At 66.5% G+C, this 15510-nt stretch carries 11 protein-coding genes; 5 read left to right on the forward strand and 6 right to left on the reverse strand.

The window, feature by feature from the left end; translation table 11 throughout:
- Positions 1 to 32: 32 nt before the first annotated feature.
- The 4 genes from MKAN_RS08680 to MKAN_RS08695 form a co-directional block, all read right to left on the reverse strand.
- Entirely contained in the window at positions 33 to 1952 is a 1920-nt protein-coding gene (locus MKAN_RS08680; RefSeq protein WP_023367316.1) for a PE family protein, read from the reverse strand.
- A gap of 263 nt (positions 1953 to 2215) precedes the next feature.
- Positions 2216 to 4144, reverse strand: a complete 1929-nt coding sequence (locus MKAN_RS08685; RefSeq protein ID WP_023367318.1) for a fumarylacetoacetate hydrolase family protein — start codon at positions 4142 to 4144, stop codon at positions 2216 to 2218.
- Entirely contained in the window at positions 4141 to 6492 is a 2352-nt protein-coding gene (locus MKAN_RS08690; RefSeq protein WP_023367320.1) for an ATP-dependent DNA ligase, read from the reverse strand. The genes MKAN_RS08685 and MKAN_RS08690 overlap by 4 nt, the downstream gene beginning before the upstream one ends.
- A gap of 247 nt (positions 6493 to 6739) precedes the next feature.
- Positions 6740 to 7240 carry a TetR/AcrR family transcriptional regulator gene (locus tag MKAN_RS08695; RefSeq protein WP_332909940.1) on the reverse strand — a complete coding sequence of 167 codons (501 nt, stop codon included), beginning with the start codon at positions 7238 to 7240 and terminating at the stop codon, positions 6740 to 6742.
- Between the two features lie 172 nt (positions 7241 to 7412).
- Here MKAN_RS08695 and MKAN_RS08700 point away from each other — a divergent pair, with 172 nt between their 5' ends.
- Complete coding sequence (locus MKAN_RS08700; RefSeq protein ID WP_023367324.1) at positions 7413 to 8282, forward strand: alpha/beta fold hydrolase; 870 nt, start codon at positions 7413 to 7415, stop codon at positions 8280 to 8282.
- 165 nt (positions 8283 to 8447) lie between these two features.
- Here the strand turns inward: MKAN_RS08700 and MKAN_RS08705 are convergent, their stop codons facing one another.
- Positions 8448 to 9263 (reverse strand): peroxiredoxin family protein, encoded by an 816-nt coding sequence (locus MKAN_RS08705; protein ID WP_036393870.1) that lies wholly within the window; start codon positions 9261 to 9263, stop codon positions 8448 to 8450.
- 2 nt (positions 9264 to 9265) lie between these two features.
- Positions 9266 to 9835: a carboxymuconolactone decarboxylase family protein gene (locus MKAN_RS08710; RefSeq protein WP_023367328.1), complete on the reverse strand. Its 570-nt coding sequence runs from the start codon at positions 9833 to 9835 to the stop codon at positions 9266 to 9268.
- A gap of 69 nt (positions 9836 to 9904) precedes the next feature.
- Here MKAN_RS08710 and MKAN_RS08715 point away from each other — a divergent pair, with 69 nt between their 5' ends.
- The 4 genes from MKAN_RS08715 to MKAN_RS08735 all read left to right on the forward strand — a co-directional run bounded on the left by MKAN_RS08715 (position 9905) and on the right by MKAN_RS08735 (position 15506).
- Positions 9905 to 10531, forward strand: coding sequence for a TetR/AcrR family transcriptional regulator (locus tag MKAN_RS08715; RefSeq protein ID WP_023367330.1), 627 nt, complete (start codon positions 9905 to 9907; stop codon positions 10529 to 10531).
- A gap of 506 nt (positions 10532 to 11037) precedes the next feature.
- Positions 11038 to 11928 carry a non-homologous end joining protein Ku gene (gene ku, locus MKAN_RS08725; protein ID WP_023367334.1) on the forward strand — a complete coding sequence of 297 codons (891 nt, stop codon included), beginning with the start codon at positions 11038 to 11040 and terminating at the stop codon, positions 11926 to 11928.
- Between the two features lie 53 nt (positions 11929 to 11981).
- Positions 11982 to 13109 (forward strand): phosphate ABC transporter substrate-binding protein PstS, encoded by a 1128-nt coding sequence (gene pstS / locus MKAN_RS08730; RefSeq protein ID WP_023367335.1) that lies wholly within the window; start codon positions 11982 to 11984, stop codon positions 13107 to 13109.
- 270 nt (positions 13110 to 13379) lie between these two features.
- Positions 13380 to 15506: a serine/threonine-protein kinase PknD gene (locus MKAN_RS08735; protein WP_036393591.1), complete on the forward strand. Its 2127-nt coding sequence runs from the start codon at positions 13380 to 13382 to the stop codon at positions 15504 to 15506.
- Positions 15507 to 15510: the final 4 nt, after the last annotated feature.

Genomic DNA, 15510 nt, shown 5'->3' on the forward strand with positions numbered 1-15510 from the left:
CCGGCCAGCGGCAGACTTCCGCACACGATAGCTCACATGCCGGCCTTACCGGACGTTCCGTCGACGCCGACCAACGACCCACCGCTGCCGCCTTTACCGCCGCCACCACCGGTCCCGAAAGTAGTTCCAAACCCGCCGTTACCGCCGTTACCGCCATTACCGCCGTCGCCGATTAACTTCGCGTTGCCGCCATTGCCGCCGTTACCGCCGTTACCGCCGGGCACCAGGGATCCGACTCCGCCGGTGCCGCCGGTCCCGCCTGCCCCGCCGTCGCCGTACAGCAGGCCGCCGGCTCCGCCGTTGCCGCCGTTACCGCCATTACCGGCTGGCGTGTTGCCCACGTTGAAGAAGCTTCCGTTGCCACCGGCTCCACCGTGCCCACCATGGCCGATCAGCCACCCACCGTTGCCACCGTTGCCGCCGTTGCTTCCGCTCTCGCCGGCTACCGTCCCACTTGCGCCGGCCCCGCCGTTGCCGCCGTTGCCGAATAGTCCGCCGTTACCGCCGTCAGCACCCGCCGAGTTGAAGCTGGTCGCGCCGTCTCCGCCGTTGCCGAACAGCCATCCGCCGTCAGCTCCTGCCACCAACATTCCATTTTGCGACCCCGCGCCGGCGTTGCCGCCGTTGCCGATCAGCAGCCCCGCCCTGCCGGGCGCGCCGCCGTGGCCACCTGTGACGGCGGAGCCACCGTCACCGCCGCTGCCGAAGAGCCACCCGGCATTTCCGCCACTGCCGCCGGTGCTGTTGGGGACGATGTCACTGCCGCCGCCGCCGCTGCCGCCGTCGCCGAACAGCCACCCGCCGTTGCCGCCGTAGCCGCCGATACCACCGAATCCGCCGGGTCCGCCCCTGCCGATCAGTACGGCGTTGCCGCCGTTTCCGCCTTCGGCAACGCTGGCGCCGCCAATCCCGCCGTCGCCCAACAGCCACCCGCCGCGGCCACCGGCTCCACCGTTACCGCCAGAGCCTCCGGTGTCCCAGTTTCCACCGCTTCCCCCGACACCGCCGTAGCCAATCAGCCCGGCGTCGCCGCCGGCCCCGGCGCGGCCGCCCGTGCCGCTGGCGGAGTCCCCGCCAAACCCACCAAGCCCGCCATAGCCGTTCAGGCAGCCTCCGGTTCCGCCATTGCCGCCCGCGCCACCAGTGCCGGTGGTGGCGCTCCCGCCCTCGCCGCCAGAACCGCCGCTGCCGAACAGCCCGGCGTTGCCGGCGAGCCCGCCGTGTCCGCCGGTGCCGGTGGTGGCGCTCCCGCCGCCGCCGCCAGAACCGGCGCTGCCGAACAGCCCGGCGTTGCCGGCGGCCCCGCCGTTGCCGCCGTTGCTGCCGGCGAAGGTGGTCGCACCGCCCCCACCGCCGGTCCCACCGTTGCCGAAGAGCAGCCCGCCGGCGCCGGCGCTGCCGCCAGCGCCGCCAGCGCCGGTGGCGCTGCTGCCGCCGGCCCCGCCGTGACCGCCGTTGCCGATCAATCCGGCAGCGCCGCCGTTACCGCCCGCCAGCCCGCTGCCCGCCGCTTGGCTGTAGCCTTTGCCGCCGTCGCCGATGAGCAACCCGCCGGCCCCGCCGTTGGGGTTCGCCGCCGTGCCGTCGGCTCCGTTGCCGATCAGCGGGCGCCCCAGCAACACCTGGGTGGGCTCATTGATCGCGTTGAACAGGGCCTGTATCGGCGATGCGTTGGCGGCCTCGGCGGCCGCGTACGCGCCCGCTCCGGCGTTCATGGTCTGTATGAATTGGGCGTGGAAGCTCGCGGCTTGAGCGCTGAGGGACTGGTAGGCCTGGGCGTGCGTGTTGAACAGTGCCGCAATGGCCGCAGATACCTCATCGGCGCCGGCGGCCAGCACCGAGGTCGTCGGGAACGCTGCCGCCGCATTCGCCACGTGGATAGTTGAACCGACATTGGCCAGATCCGAAACCGCCGCCTCCAGCATCTCCGTACTTGCGACTACGAATGACATCTCTATCCTCCCCAAATCGAGCGGTTTCAAGACTGGTGTCACTCGGTCGGATCTGGTGACAACCTGACGTTAGGGGACAGTAGCGCGACTATGCAGCGTGTTTCGCACTTTCGGACATGATTGTTCGCCAGAACAACGAAGCCCGCCGCGGGCGTGACGCTTCCGCCCGGCCACTCGCCGACCGAGTGCGCCCACGCGCGGCCAGCATTCCGAGCCGGGGCGCCGTGCCATCGTTGACGTCCCAATTCTTTTCGCGCACAACGCTAGCGGTTGGCCAACCACTCGGCCTGCATGGTCAGCAGCCCGAGCAACTCCTGCCGCGGGGTGGCCGGATCGAGTTCGCGGTAACGCTGATAGATGTTCACGACCACCCGTTCGGAGTCCAGCCAGGTCGCGTACTCACCGAGGTCGATGATGTCGACGGCCTCGACGAACGACAACCCCTTGCGGTATGCGGCTTCGGCCTGTTCGCTGATGTGCACGAGATAGCCGCGGACGGCACGGATTCCGTCGGAGTCGGTGACCGGGCCGTGGCCGGGCACCACGACGGACGGCTCCAGCGCGATCATCGCGTCACAGGCCGCGATCCAGTTCTCGATCGGGCCGGACCAGACAATCGGCGTGCAGCCGATGAACAGCAGGTCCCCGGCGAAGAGCACACCGGCCTCGGGCACGTGCACCACCGAGTCGGCTGCGGTGTGTGCGGGTCCGAGGTTCAGCAGTTCCACTCGCCGCCCGCCGACCTCGATAGTCAACTGACGCTCGAAGGTCTGGTCGGCGTTGCGTACCGTGATGCCACCGAAGCCGAAGTGCCCGAAGCGGTCTCGCGCATAGCCGGTGGCGACCGGGCCCAGGTCCGCGGTTTGCAGCCGGGCCAGCATCTCCGGGTGCATGCCGTGCGCGATCTCCTCGGCCGTGCCTTGGGCGGCGATGATCCGCACCGAGGGATCCAACAGTTGGTTGCCGTGGGTGTGGTCGCCGTTGGAGTGGGTGATCAGCGCGTCGGTGATGGGCGCACGATCGGTGATCGGCTTCATCGCGTCCAGCATCTCGCGGGTCAGCGCGAGGTCGAACAGCGTGTCCACCAACAGCGATGCCCCGTCGCCGGCGACCAGCCCGGCGTTGCTCCAGCCGTACCCCCCGTCCGGCAGCGTCCACGCCCATACCCGGTCGGCGACTTCATGTAGGCCCCGCGTGTAGGGGACCCGCGCCGGGGCCCGATTCACTCGGGCCCGCGCCGGCGGCGCGTCGGGGTTGCGGCGGGGCATCAGCGGATGGGGCGGTTTGCTGACGCGCACGGTCTGGCGCGTCTCGCCAAGTCCCTCGGCGCGCAGGGTCACCACGTCGCCTTCGTGCAGCCAGCCCGGGAACGACTCGAGGTCACCCAGGTGCTCCACCAGCGTGCAGGTGGGCACCGTGCCCGAGCCGAACACGTCGCCGGGTCGCAGCAGCACCCCGCGGGAGGCATAGGAAATCACCTCGCCGAACGTCCAGTCCATCGCCCCGGTCGAACCCGTGCCGATCACCGTGTCGTTGACCAACGCGGTGACCTGCAGGTGCAGCCTGCCGCCGCGGCGGTAGGGCTCCAGCTCATCCGGGGTGACCAGATACGGGCCGAGGGTGACTCCGCTGTCCTTGCCCTTGGCCTGTCCGATCCGCAGCTGGCCCTCCAGCATCTGCAGGTCGCGTGCGGACCAGTCGTTGAAAATCGTGTAGCCGACGATCGATTGCTCGGCCTGCTCGACGGTCAGGTCCGTGCCGCCGGTTCCGATCACCGCGGCGATTTCCAATTCGAAGTCCTGCCAGGCACTTCCGGGTGCCGTCGGCGCGTCGTCGTAGGGCCCCAGAACCGTTGCCGGACAAGCGAAGTAGAACGCCGGGATGCGATACCAGGTGTCGGCGAGCACCCGGCCCCCGCCCATGGCCTGCTGGCAGTTGCGCATATGGTCCAGGAAGCACAGCGAATCACGGATCGACGGCGGGCGCGGGATGGGCGCCGTCAGCGACACGTCGGCGAGACCGACGACGGCAGCCGGTGCCCGCAACGCGGCCTCGCCGGCCGTGCGCAGCCCGTCGGCGCCCCCGCCGAGCAGGTCGAGCAGCGCCGATCCCGGTGGCAGCGCATAGATCGTGTCGCCGGAGAGCACGCCGGCCCGTTCGCCGTCGTCGCTGCGGTAGGTCACCCACTTCATTCCCGCACCACCTCACTCGGGTCCTTGTCCGGCCGCAGCCCACGCCAACTCGTTTGACGCAGCCGATTGTCGGGGGTCCATTCGCTATAGCGCACCTCGCCGACCAGCGTCGGCTCGACGAACGTGACGCCCTTAGCCTCACGCGCCGGAAGCGAAGCGCCGAAAGGATTTTCGTCGGTGCGCAAGGGCGCCAGCGTCCTTTTCAGGCTGTCCAGGTTGCGTTGGGTGAAGCCCGTTCCGACTCGGCCGGCGAAATGCAGCCCGGAAGGGCCGGGAATGCCCATCAGCAGCGAGCCGATGCCGCTGCTGCGACCGCCCTCCCCGGCCCGCCAGCCGCCGATGACGACCTCCTGGGTGTTCCAGTGCTTGTCCTTGATCCACGCTGCCGAACGCCGGCCGGGCTGATAACCGGAATCACGCCGCTTGGCGATCACACCCTCCCAGCCGCGTTTGCGCGAGTAAGCCATGGCCTCGGCTCCGTCACCGGGCAGCAGCTCCGGAACAGTGAGATGGCCTGCGGCGCCCAGGGTTTCCAGCAGCTTGCGCCGGTCCTGGTACTTGGCACGCAACAGCGAGCGGCCGTCGAGGTAGAGCAGGTCGAATGCCCAGAACTCGATGCGGGTGGCCCGGACCCGGTTCTGCATTTCGTTGAAGCTGGGCACGCCGGCGGCGTCGAGTGCGACCACCTCCCCGTCGAGCACCACGTGGTGATCGGCGAGGTCTGCTGCCAGCGAACGCAATTGCGGATATTCTTTGGTGACGTCACGGCCACTACGGGAGCGCAGCCGCACGGCGCCGTGGTCGGCCTCCACCAGCAACCGGTAGCCGTCCCACTTGCCTTCGAAGGCCCACTGTCCCGCCTTGAGACGGTCCACCGAACCGTGTGTGGTGAGCATCGGAGCCAGGGTGTCGAAGTCGAAGGCCTGCTGTTCCTTCATGCGATGCGCCAGCCACTGGTCACCGTTGGTTTGGATCAGCGCGTACCGCCCGGAGATTCGCTTGCCATGCAGGTTGACGATCACTTCTCCTTTTCGGGGTCCTTTTTGGGGTCCTTTTTGGGGTCCTTTTTCGGCCGCGCTTTCGGCCCCGTCGCGGAACTTCTCGACGTCGTACGTGCCGGCGTCCCAGATGATCACCTTCCCGGCGCCGTACTCCCCCTTCGGGATCGTGCCCTCGAATGTCGCATATTCCAGCGGATGATCTTCGGTGCGCACCGCAAGATGGTTCACCGATGCGGTTTCCGGCAGGTTCTTCGGCACCGCCCACGACACCAGCACGCCGTCACGCTCCAACCGGAAGTCGTAGTGCAGCCGGCGGGCGTGGTGCTCCTGGATGACAAAGGTATTGCCTTGGCCGACAACAGGTCTGGACCGAGGAACCGGTTCGGGGGTCTTCGACGCGTCGCGCATGCTGCGGTACTTGGTCAGCCGGTCCCCGGCGGGCAGGTCGGCATCCAGCGGCGCGAGCAGGTCCCCGTCGCGGGCGACCCGGACCAGCACCTCGTCATAGCGCAGCTGGCGCAGCCCCGGGTCGTGCAGTTCGTCCCAGGTGCGGGGCGCGGCGACCGTCGGCTGGTCGCGCCCGCGTAGCGAGTACGGCGCGATGGTGGTCTTGGACCCGTTGTTCTGGCTCCAGTCCAAAAACACCTTGCCCGCCCGCAGGCTCTTGGTCATGATCGCGGTGACCAGCGTGGGCATCGTCTTCTCCAGTTGTTGCGCAACGCGTTTGGCCAGCACCGTGGCGCCTCTGCTGCTCACCGGCTCGTCCAGTGGTGCGTACAGATGCAGACCCTTGCTGCCGCTGGTCAGCGGGAAGGTGCTCAGCCCGATACCGCTGATCAGCTCCCGGACCGCATGTGCGACCTCGACCAGCTGGGCCATCGTCACGCCGTCACCCGGGTCCAGGTCGAACACCAATCGGGTAGCCGGGCCGGGCTTCAACTGCTCCGCCTCGCTTCGTGTCCATTCGGCGACAAACCGCCACTGCGGCACATGCACCTCGAGCGCCGCCTGCTGGGCTATCCACGCCAGCCCCGTCGCGCTGTCGATGATCGGATAGGTCGTGGTTCCGGACCGGTGCACGACGCTTGCCCGCGGCAACCAGTCCGGCGCTGACGACGCCAGTTGTTTTTCGAAGAAGGAAGGTTGGTCGACTCCGTTGGGCCAGCGCTTGCGGGTCGCCGGACGCCCGGCGATATGCGGCACCATCACCTCGGCGATGCGGGTGTAGTAGTCGAAGACGTCGCGCTTGGTGGTCCCGGTCGCCGGATAGAGCACCTTGTCGGCGTTGGTCAGCGTGACCCGCGGACCATCCTCCCCGCCCGGAGGCCACACCTGCGCCGAACCCATTGGCAGTTAGGGGCGCGGTGTCTGCAAAGCAGATCCGTTTCCCCGTCCCCCTTATCTGTGTTGAGGACCCCCGGTAACGGTGGATCGTTGGTTATTTCGTGTTGGTTGGCCCCATTCGGGGCCGTGTTAAGCGCTGCGGACCGCAGCCGGGTCGAGGGGTACCAAAGTAGTAGTAGTAGCAGTTGCCCCACACGGGCAAGGCTGGATTGAGGCCCGCGGTGCAGCGGCAGCGTTACGTGAGCAGTTTCTACGGGCCCTCGCGCTGCGCCGTCAACAACGCTTCGGCAGCATCGCGAGCATGCCGGGCCGACTCCGGGGTGCCGTTGATCGCGGCAGTAACCATCGCGCCGTTGGCCAGAATCAGCAACTGATCAGCTAGCACGGCCGGATACCCGGCGGCCTTGACGAGCTGATCCAGGTAACCGCGGACCGCCAGCTTATGATGGCGCACGATCCGGGCAACGTCGTCGGACGTGCCCCCCAGCTCGCCGGCGGTATTGATGAACATGCAACCGCGGAAATCCGGCTGCGAGAACCACTCATAGAGAAAGTCGAACACCGCGAGGATCTGAAATCGCGGCTCGGCCGCGCGGGCCTCGACGAATGTGACGATCGCCTGCCGGATGTCGGCGTCGCGCCGCTGCAGAACCGCCCGAACCAGATGCGCCTTCGACGGAAACTCCCTGTAGAGCCGCTTGAGCGGTACGCCCGCGGCATCGCGAATGTCGTCTATGCCGACCGCCTGCACACCGCGGTCATTGAACAACCTATCGGCTGCGGCGAGCACATTATCCCGGTCCTCGCCTTCGGTCATGGCATTCCCTCCTTGCGCTAAGAACGATCGTTCTCTAGACTACAACCAGCCGTGAGAACGCTCGTTCTCCCGACCGGCACCCGACCATCACCGAAAGGAAACCGCAATGACTACCTTCGACACCCGGCACCGGACTACGTCCATCAACGGCTTGGAGGTGTACTTCCGGGAGGCCGGCAATCCGCGAAACCCGGCTTTGCTCCTGCTGCACGGCTTCCCCACCAGCTCGCATATGTTCCGCAATCTCATCGCCGCGCTCTCCGACGAGTACTACCTGGTGGCTCCCGATTACATCGGCTTCGGCAATTCGGCCGCACCGTCGGTCGACGAGTTCCGCTATAGCTTCGACAATCTGACCGAGATCGTCGAAGGCCTCGTGGACAAGCTCGGCCTGCAGCGCTTTGCGCTCTACATCCAGGACTACGGAGCACCCATCGGGCTGCGGATCGCGAGCCGGACACCGGAGCGGGTGACGGCATTGATCACCCAGAGCGGCAATGCGTACCTGGAGGGTTTCACGCCGTTCTGGGACATCTTGTTCGCCCACGCCAAGGACCGGGAAGCCAACGCTGCCGGTGTTCGAGAACTGTTGCAGCCCAAGTCCGTCCGGTGGCAGTACACGCACGGCGTCCCGGCCGACCGGCTGGCCCGGATCGCGCCGGAAACGTGGCAACTCGACCAGGCGAAGTTGGACCGGCCGGGCAACGACGCGGTGCAGCTACAACTGTTCTGGGACTACCAGTTCAATCTCGACGGCTACCCGGCCTACCAGCAGTACCTCCGCACCCACCAGCCTCCGACTCTGGTGACGTGGGGCCGTAACGACGAAATCTTCGGACCAGCCGGGGCAGAAGCCTACCGACGTGACCTTCCCGAAGCCGAGATCCATCTGTTGGACGCCGGACACTTCGCGCTCGAGACCCACGGAGCTGAGATCACCGCGCTGATTCGCGATTTCCTGCACCGGCGTCTGTGACCATGGGCTCCGAACTGGGGCCAATCTGCGCCCCCGGGCGACGCGGCCGACCCCGGGACGGTCCGGTCCGCGCATGCCGCCCGGATCCGCAGGCGGGCGAATCGAAAGCGGCCCGGCGTCGCGATCGATTCGCAGCCCGGCCGCGAATTAGGCTGAACCCGGCCGTCACATGAACGCGGCGATCGCAACCCCGACAGCAATCGTCACCGATGCCAAGGTGACCATCACCGCGACACCGCGGCGGCTGGCCGGGAGAAATCCGAACAGCCTCGAAATGGCGATCATCGCCGCGAACGGCGGGGCGATCTTCCAGGTGTCGCGGGTGGCACCGCGGCCGGCCGTCTGGAGCGCCTGCCCCGCGTGACCGGTCATCCGCGCCATCGCCCGCACGGTCTGGCCGACCTCGGCACGCGGCGGGCGAACGCCGGACGCCGCGGCTGCCACGGCTACCTCGATGGCGGGCGTGACGTTGGACCAGTGGGCGCGGAACGTGATCTCGCCAGACGGGTCGACCAGGTAGGCCGAGCTCGGCCGAGGGCCGAACGCGCGGTGCAAGGTACCGTCGAGATCGTCGGTGGCGACCTCGAACGGCAACCGGTGATGCTCCTTGAGTCGCGACGCGTGGCCGGCCTTCTGCTCGTACGTCCGGGGCTGCGGCGTCGACGCCCCGGGGTGCGCCTCCCGGACGTTGATCACGATGAAGCGAACGCGGTCGCCGTAGCGCGCGTGGAGCTCACGCAGGCCATCGCCCGCGCTCTCGGTAATCGGACACGTCAGCGAGCCAAACACGATCAGCGCCGGCCGACCGTCACGGCGCAGGCTCGCGTTGTCGATAACGGCTCCGTCGGTGGTCGTCACGCTGAACTCGGGGATCGCGTCGCCCGGGCGCGGGTCGGTACCAGGGATTCGCATGTCGCTGAGCACGGTCGCCATCGTGGGGTGGGCAAAGCGATAGCCGGTGTCGGTCGACGTAACGGCCACAATCACGCCTCCCAGATCTGACCGGCGAAGGCGGCATCGACGTCGGTGTGGAATAGGTGGTTGGAGTAATTGCTGATCGTCTTCACGGCGATCGCGAGAAGCACCTGCAACACGTCGGTCTCGGCGAACCCCTCGGCGAGAAAGGACTCCAGCTCGGCGGCGGTCGGAAGTCCGCGCGACTCGACCATCGCCGTGGTGAACTTTGCGAGCGCATCCAGGCGCGCATCGGGGAGTGTCCGACCGTCCCGCAGCGCCTCGGTGATCTCCGTCGGCACACCAGAAGCATCAGCGATCGTGCTGTGCGCGGCGACGCAGTACTGGCAGCCGTTCGTACGACTGATCGCCAGTAGCACGGTCTCCTGTTCGGCCGGTGTCAGTCCCGAGTCGCTGCGGAATGCGTCGTAACCAACCATGTACGTGTCCAGCAACCCAGGCACATTGGCCATGTTGCGGTACATGTTCGGCAGGAAACCTAGTTTGGACCGGGCCTTGGACAGGATGGCCGCGACCGTTGGGTCGGCATCCCCGGGGTCGCGGGGCAGCAGGGTGAGAGCTCGTTCGGAATGGGGCATTGGCGCGTCGCCTTCCCTTAATTCAGGAATAGGTATTCTATAAATAAATATTGTAGTATTCACTCCTGAATGTCAACGAGTTCCGCCCCCCGCCGAAAGCGTGGTCGGCCGCGTGAGTTCAACCTCGACGCTGCCACCGCGGCGCTCGAGCGCGCGCTGTGGAGTCGCGGCTTTCGCTCAACGAGCGTCGAACAACTCGCCGCGGAAGCAGGTCTGAGCCTGTCGAGCCTCTACGCGGCATTCGGAAGCAAGCAGGGTGTACTCGCCGCCGCATTGGCGCGGTACGAGTGCGAGATGAGCGGCATACTCGGCGAACTCGAATCGGGCGCGCGCGGCCTTCCCGACATCGTGCGGTTCATCGATCGCGTTCGGGCCGTGCTGGAGACTCCTGCTTCACCGACCGGTTGCTTCATGGTCAACACCATGGTGGAGGTCGGAGACGGAATTCCGGAGGTCCAGGAACTGGTGGCGGCCTACCGGCGCCGGATCGAGCGAGCCCTCAAGGCCGCGCTCGATACGGCGGCCCGGGCCGGGGACATCGAAGCTGGATCGTCGCAGGACCGCGCCCGGCTGATCCAAGCGGCGCTGTTTGGGGCTATGGCCGTGTCAAGGGCCGGTGACCTGGCGCCAGCGCGTGCTGCTCTCCAGTCAATCACCCGTGAGCTCCGCCGCTGGCGTTCGCACGTCCGGCGTTAGGGCCGAGTCCGACGGCAGGTCCTGTCGTGGGCCGGACGGGCCCGACTACCGGATTCGCGCGCATGATTCGAAACCGCGCCGTGCAGTTCCCGGCCACGCGGTCCGGCCAGCCCGGTGTAACGCTGCACCGCCGGCACACCAAAACCCTTGTAGTACTTCCTATCCCGCGATCTGCGGGCACGCAGACACCCGGACCGTCCCCAGACGACGGCAGGCCGCCTCGATCAACCGCGGGAAGTCTCGAGACGTCTCACCCATGACGTCGGTGGCCCGAACTGCGTCAGCCGTCGGCGATACGTATCCAGCTGAGGCCGTGACGATGCCGATCAACCAGATATCAGGTCGAAATACGCTGGATTGCAACGGGTCCGAGCTGCAAACGTCAGTCTGCCCGGCACCGACCATGGCATCGACGTCGCTCGCATCCGGGCACTGCAAACCCACCGACCTGCAGGCATGCCGTGGCGTCGCTGTTAACCGCCCCGCGTTGTGGGCATACTGACTGCATGCGCTCCATCTGGAAGGGTTCGATCGCCTTCGGCCTGGTAAACGTGCCGGTCAAGGTGTACAGCGCCACCGAAGACCATGACATCAAGTTTCACCAGGTCCACGCCAAGGACAACGGACGCATCCGCTACAAGCGGGTGTGCGAGGTGTGCGGCGAGGTGGTCGAATACGGCGACCTGGCTCGGGCCTACGAATCCGACGACGGCCAGATGGTGATCATCACCGACGACGACATCGCCACGTTGCCCGAGGAACGCAGCCGCGAGATCGAGGTGCTCGAATTCGTGCCCGCCAACGAAGTCGACCCGATGATGTTCGACCGCAGCTACTTCCTGGAACCCGACTCGAAGTCGTCGAAATCTTATGTGCTGCTGGCTAAGACGCTTGCAGAGTCAGACCGGATGGCGATCGTGCATTTCACCCTGCGCAACAAGACCCGGCTGGCGGCGTTGCGGGTCAAGGATTTCGGCAAGCGTGACGTCATGGTCGTGCATACGTTGTTGTGGCCGGATGAGATTCGCGACCCCGACTTCCCGGTACTGGACAAGAAGGTCGAGATCAAACCGGCGGAGCTCAAGATGGCCGGCCAAGTGGTGGAGTCGATGGCCGAAGAGTTCAACCCGGACCGCTATCGCGATACCTACCAGGAGCAGCTGCAGGAACTGATCGACGCCAAACTCGAAGGCGGAGAAGCATTTACCACCGAGGAGCAACCGACCGAACTGGACGAGACCGAGGACGTCTCCGATCTGCTCGCCAAACTGGAAGCCAGCGTCAAGGCGCGCTCGGGCGAAAAGAAACCACCGGTGGCGAAGGTCGCCAAGAAGACGCCGGCGAAGAAGACACCGGCACGGAAGAAGGCCCCCGCGAAACAAGCGTCCAAGTCCTGACCCGGGTGGGCGCTGTTGGCCTATGCTCGTCGTGCTGCCGAGAGGAGTATCCCGTGAAGTTCCCCCGATCTGGACGAACTCGAGCCGCGCTGAGCCTGCTACTGGTCAGCACTCTGGTCTTGGCAGCCTGCGGCGGTCGTTCCGGTAACACGTCGTCGTCGACCGGATCCAGCACCCCCAGTGTCCCGGTGGACTGCGGCGGTAAGAAGAAGCTCCTGGCGGCGGGTTCGACAGCACAAAAGAACGCGATCGAACAGTTCGTGTATGCCTACATTCATGCCTGCCCCGGCCACACGCTGGACTACAACGCGAATGGCTCGGGCGCCGGCATGAAGCTTTTCCTGGGCAACCAGACCGATCTGGCGGGCTCCGATTCCCCGATGGATCCGGCGAAAGGCGAGCCCGACAAAGCCGCGGCACGCTGCGGGTCGGAAGCGTGGGACCTGCCGGTGGTCTTCGGCCCGATCGCGGTCACCTACAACATCAACGGGGTCAGCACGCTCAAATTGGACGGCCCCACCTTGGCGAGGATCTTCAACGGCGCCATCAGCAAATGGGACGACCCGGCGATCACCGCCCTCAACTCGGGTACCAGTCTGCCATCGACACCCATTCACGTCGTCTTCCGCAGCGACCAGTCCGGCACCACGGACAACTTCCAGAAATACCTCGACGCCGCTTCCAACGGCGCGTGGGGCAAAGGCACCGGCCAAACATTCAACGGAGGTGTCGGCGAAGGCGCCGCGGGCAATGACGGCACGTCTCAGGCGCTGAAGCGAACCGACGGCTCGATCACCTACAACGAGTGGTCCTACGCGGTGGGTCATCAACTGAACATGGCCCAGATCATTACCTCGGCCGGCCCGGATCCGGTGACGATCACCGCCGAGACCGTCGGCAAGACCATCGCCGGGGCCACGTTCAAGGGTCAGGGCAACGACTTGGTGGTGGACACGTCCTCGTTCTATCGGCCCACCAAGGCCGGTGCCTACCCGATCGTGCTGGTGACTTACGAGATCGTCTGCTCGAAATATCCCGACGCACCCACCGGTGCCGCCGTAAAAGCGTTTATGCAGGCCACAATTGGCGACGGCCAGATCGGTTTGGACGAGTACGGGTATATTCCGCTGCCGAGTTCGTTCCAATCGAAATTGATCCCGGTGGTCAACGCCATTGCATGATCGGCCGTCACCCGAGGCGGGGCGATTGCGGCGCCGGTCCGGCCCGGCGGAATTATGCCGATCACGGGACGAATCGCCAAGTGTCGCAATGGTCTCGGCGGGCAACCGGTTGCCGCCGTGGTAATCCAATCCAAATTTTATCCTGAGCCACGGGTCAGAAATCACTGAGAGTAAGCCCGATTTTGTTGTGTCCCCGGTCTTTGAGGATTTACCGTGTGTTAACCAACGGTGTCCGGTGGATTGGCGGGCCGGACGAAGGGAGCGTCGACGGTGAGCGAGACCGAGCCGGGTTCGCGGGTTGGGTCGCGCTTCGGGCCTTACCACTTGGTGCGGTTGATCGGACGCGGCGGCATGGGCGAGGTTTACGAGGCCGAGGACACTCGCAAGCACCGCATCGTGGCGCTGAAGCTGATTTCGACGCAGTACTCCGAGAACCCGGTGTTTCGCGCGCGGATGCAGCGTGAGGCCGACACCGCGGGACGGCTGACGGAACCGCACATCGTGCCGATCCACGACTACGGCGAGATCGACGGCCAGTTCTATGTGGAGATGCGGCTCATCGACGGAGTATCCCTGCGCACGTTGCTCACCCAGTACGGTCCGCTCGCCCCGGCACGGGCAGTGGCCATCGTGCGGCAAGTAGCCGCGGCACTCGACGCGGCGCACACCACCGGGGTCACCCACCGCGACGTCAAGCCCGAGAACATCCTGGTCGCTGCCAACGACTTCGCCTATCTGGTTGATTTCGGCATCGCACGTGCTGCCCACGACCCGGGACTGACCCAGAGCGGGATGGCCGTGGGAACCTACAACTACATGGCCCCGGAACGATTCACCGCCGACGACATCACCTACCGCGCCGACATCTACGCGCTGGCTTGCGTTTTGGGGGAATGCTTGACCGGGGCGCCCCCCTATCGGACCGACAGCGTCGAACGATTGATCGCCGCACACCTCATGGAGCCGCCGCCACGGCCCAGCGTGCTACGACCCGGCAGAGTTCCGCCGGCTCTGGACGAGGTGATCGCCAAGGGCATGGCGAAGAATCCCCAGGAGCGCTACATGAGCGCGGGAGACCTGGCGATCGCCGCCCACGATGCGCTCACCATGCCCGAGCAGCGTCAGGAAGCGACCATCCTGGAGCGGGGCGACAACGCGACGCTGATCGCCAATGCGGGTTTCGGCGGCGCCTGGACCAACTACACCGGCGCGGGTCCCCAGCCCCAGCCCCAGCCTCAACCCCAACCACAGCCCCCGCCGCCGATCGCTCCTCGACCGCAGTACCCCACCGAAAACGAGACCGCGGTCCGGCCGGTGCCGTCCGGCCTCCAGGGATGGCGGTCTAAACCACACAGTTCCGACCAACAGACCCAGGCTGCCCCCATCGTCACCGGCACCGGTTGGCCCAGCCAGCCCGGGCTGTCCCCCGTCGGCCAGGGGCCCGTCGGCCAGGGTGCCGGTTCCGGGGGCTCACCGTCGTTCGGCCCGCCGTCGCAATCTCAACCCACGCGCCAGCCGCGCAACAAGCGCAAGACGTGGACCGTCGCGGCCGTCGTCGCGGCCGTCATCCTGGTGGTGGCCGGCATCAGCGCATTCGTGGCCACCAGACCGAAAGGCTCGACACCGCCGCAGGGTCAGGTGGTGCTGCCCTTCAACGGGCTCAACTTCCGCTTCTCCCCGGGCGGGGTCGCGGTCGACGACCAGGGCACCGTTTACGTCACCAACCAGACCATGTACGGCCGGGTGGTGACGTTGCCGGCGGACTCCAGCACGCCGACCGTCAAACCGTTCAACGGGCTGTACGAGCCGCAGGGCCTGGCCGTCGACGGCTCCGGCACCATCTACGTCAGTGATTTCAACAACCGGGTGGTGTCGTTGGCGGCCGGGTCGAATCGCCAGGTCGAGCTGCCCTTCAGCGGACTCAACTATCCCGAGGGCATCGCAGTGGACGCTCAGGGCAGTGTGTACGTCGCCGACCGGGGCAACAACAGGGTGGTGAAGTTGGCGGCGGGCTCGACCAGCCAGACGGTGCTGCCGTTCAACGGCCTGAAGAACCCCGACGGTGTGGCCGTGGACGCCGACGGGAATGTGTATGTCACCGACACCGACAACAATCGGGTGGTAAAGCTGGAAGCCGGCACCAGCAATCAATCGGTACTGCCGTTCACCGGCCTCACCGCGCCGTGGGGTATCACCGTGGACGGTGCCGGCAACGTCTACGTCACCGAACACGACAACAACGCGGTGGCCAAGCTGCCGGCCGGCGCAACCGCTTCCACCGAACTGCCGTTCACCGGCCTCAACACCCCGCTGTCGGTTGCGGTCGACAAGAAGGGCAACGTCTACGTCGCCGACCGCGGCAACGGCAGGGTGCTCAAACTCGCCCAGGGCTCATAGGGCG

The sequence above is a fragment of the Mycobacterium kansasii ATCC 12478 genome (assembly GCF_000157895.3).
GTDB lineage: Bacteria > Actinomycetota > Actinomycetes > Mycobacteriales > Mycobacteriaceae > Mycobacterium > Mycobacterium kansasii.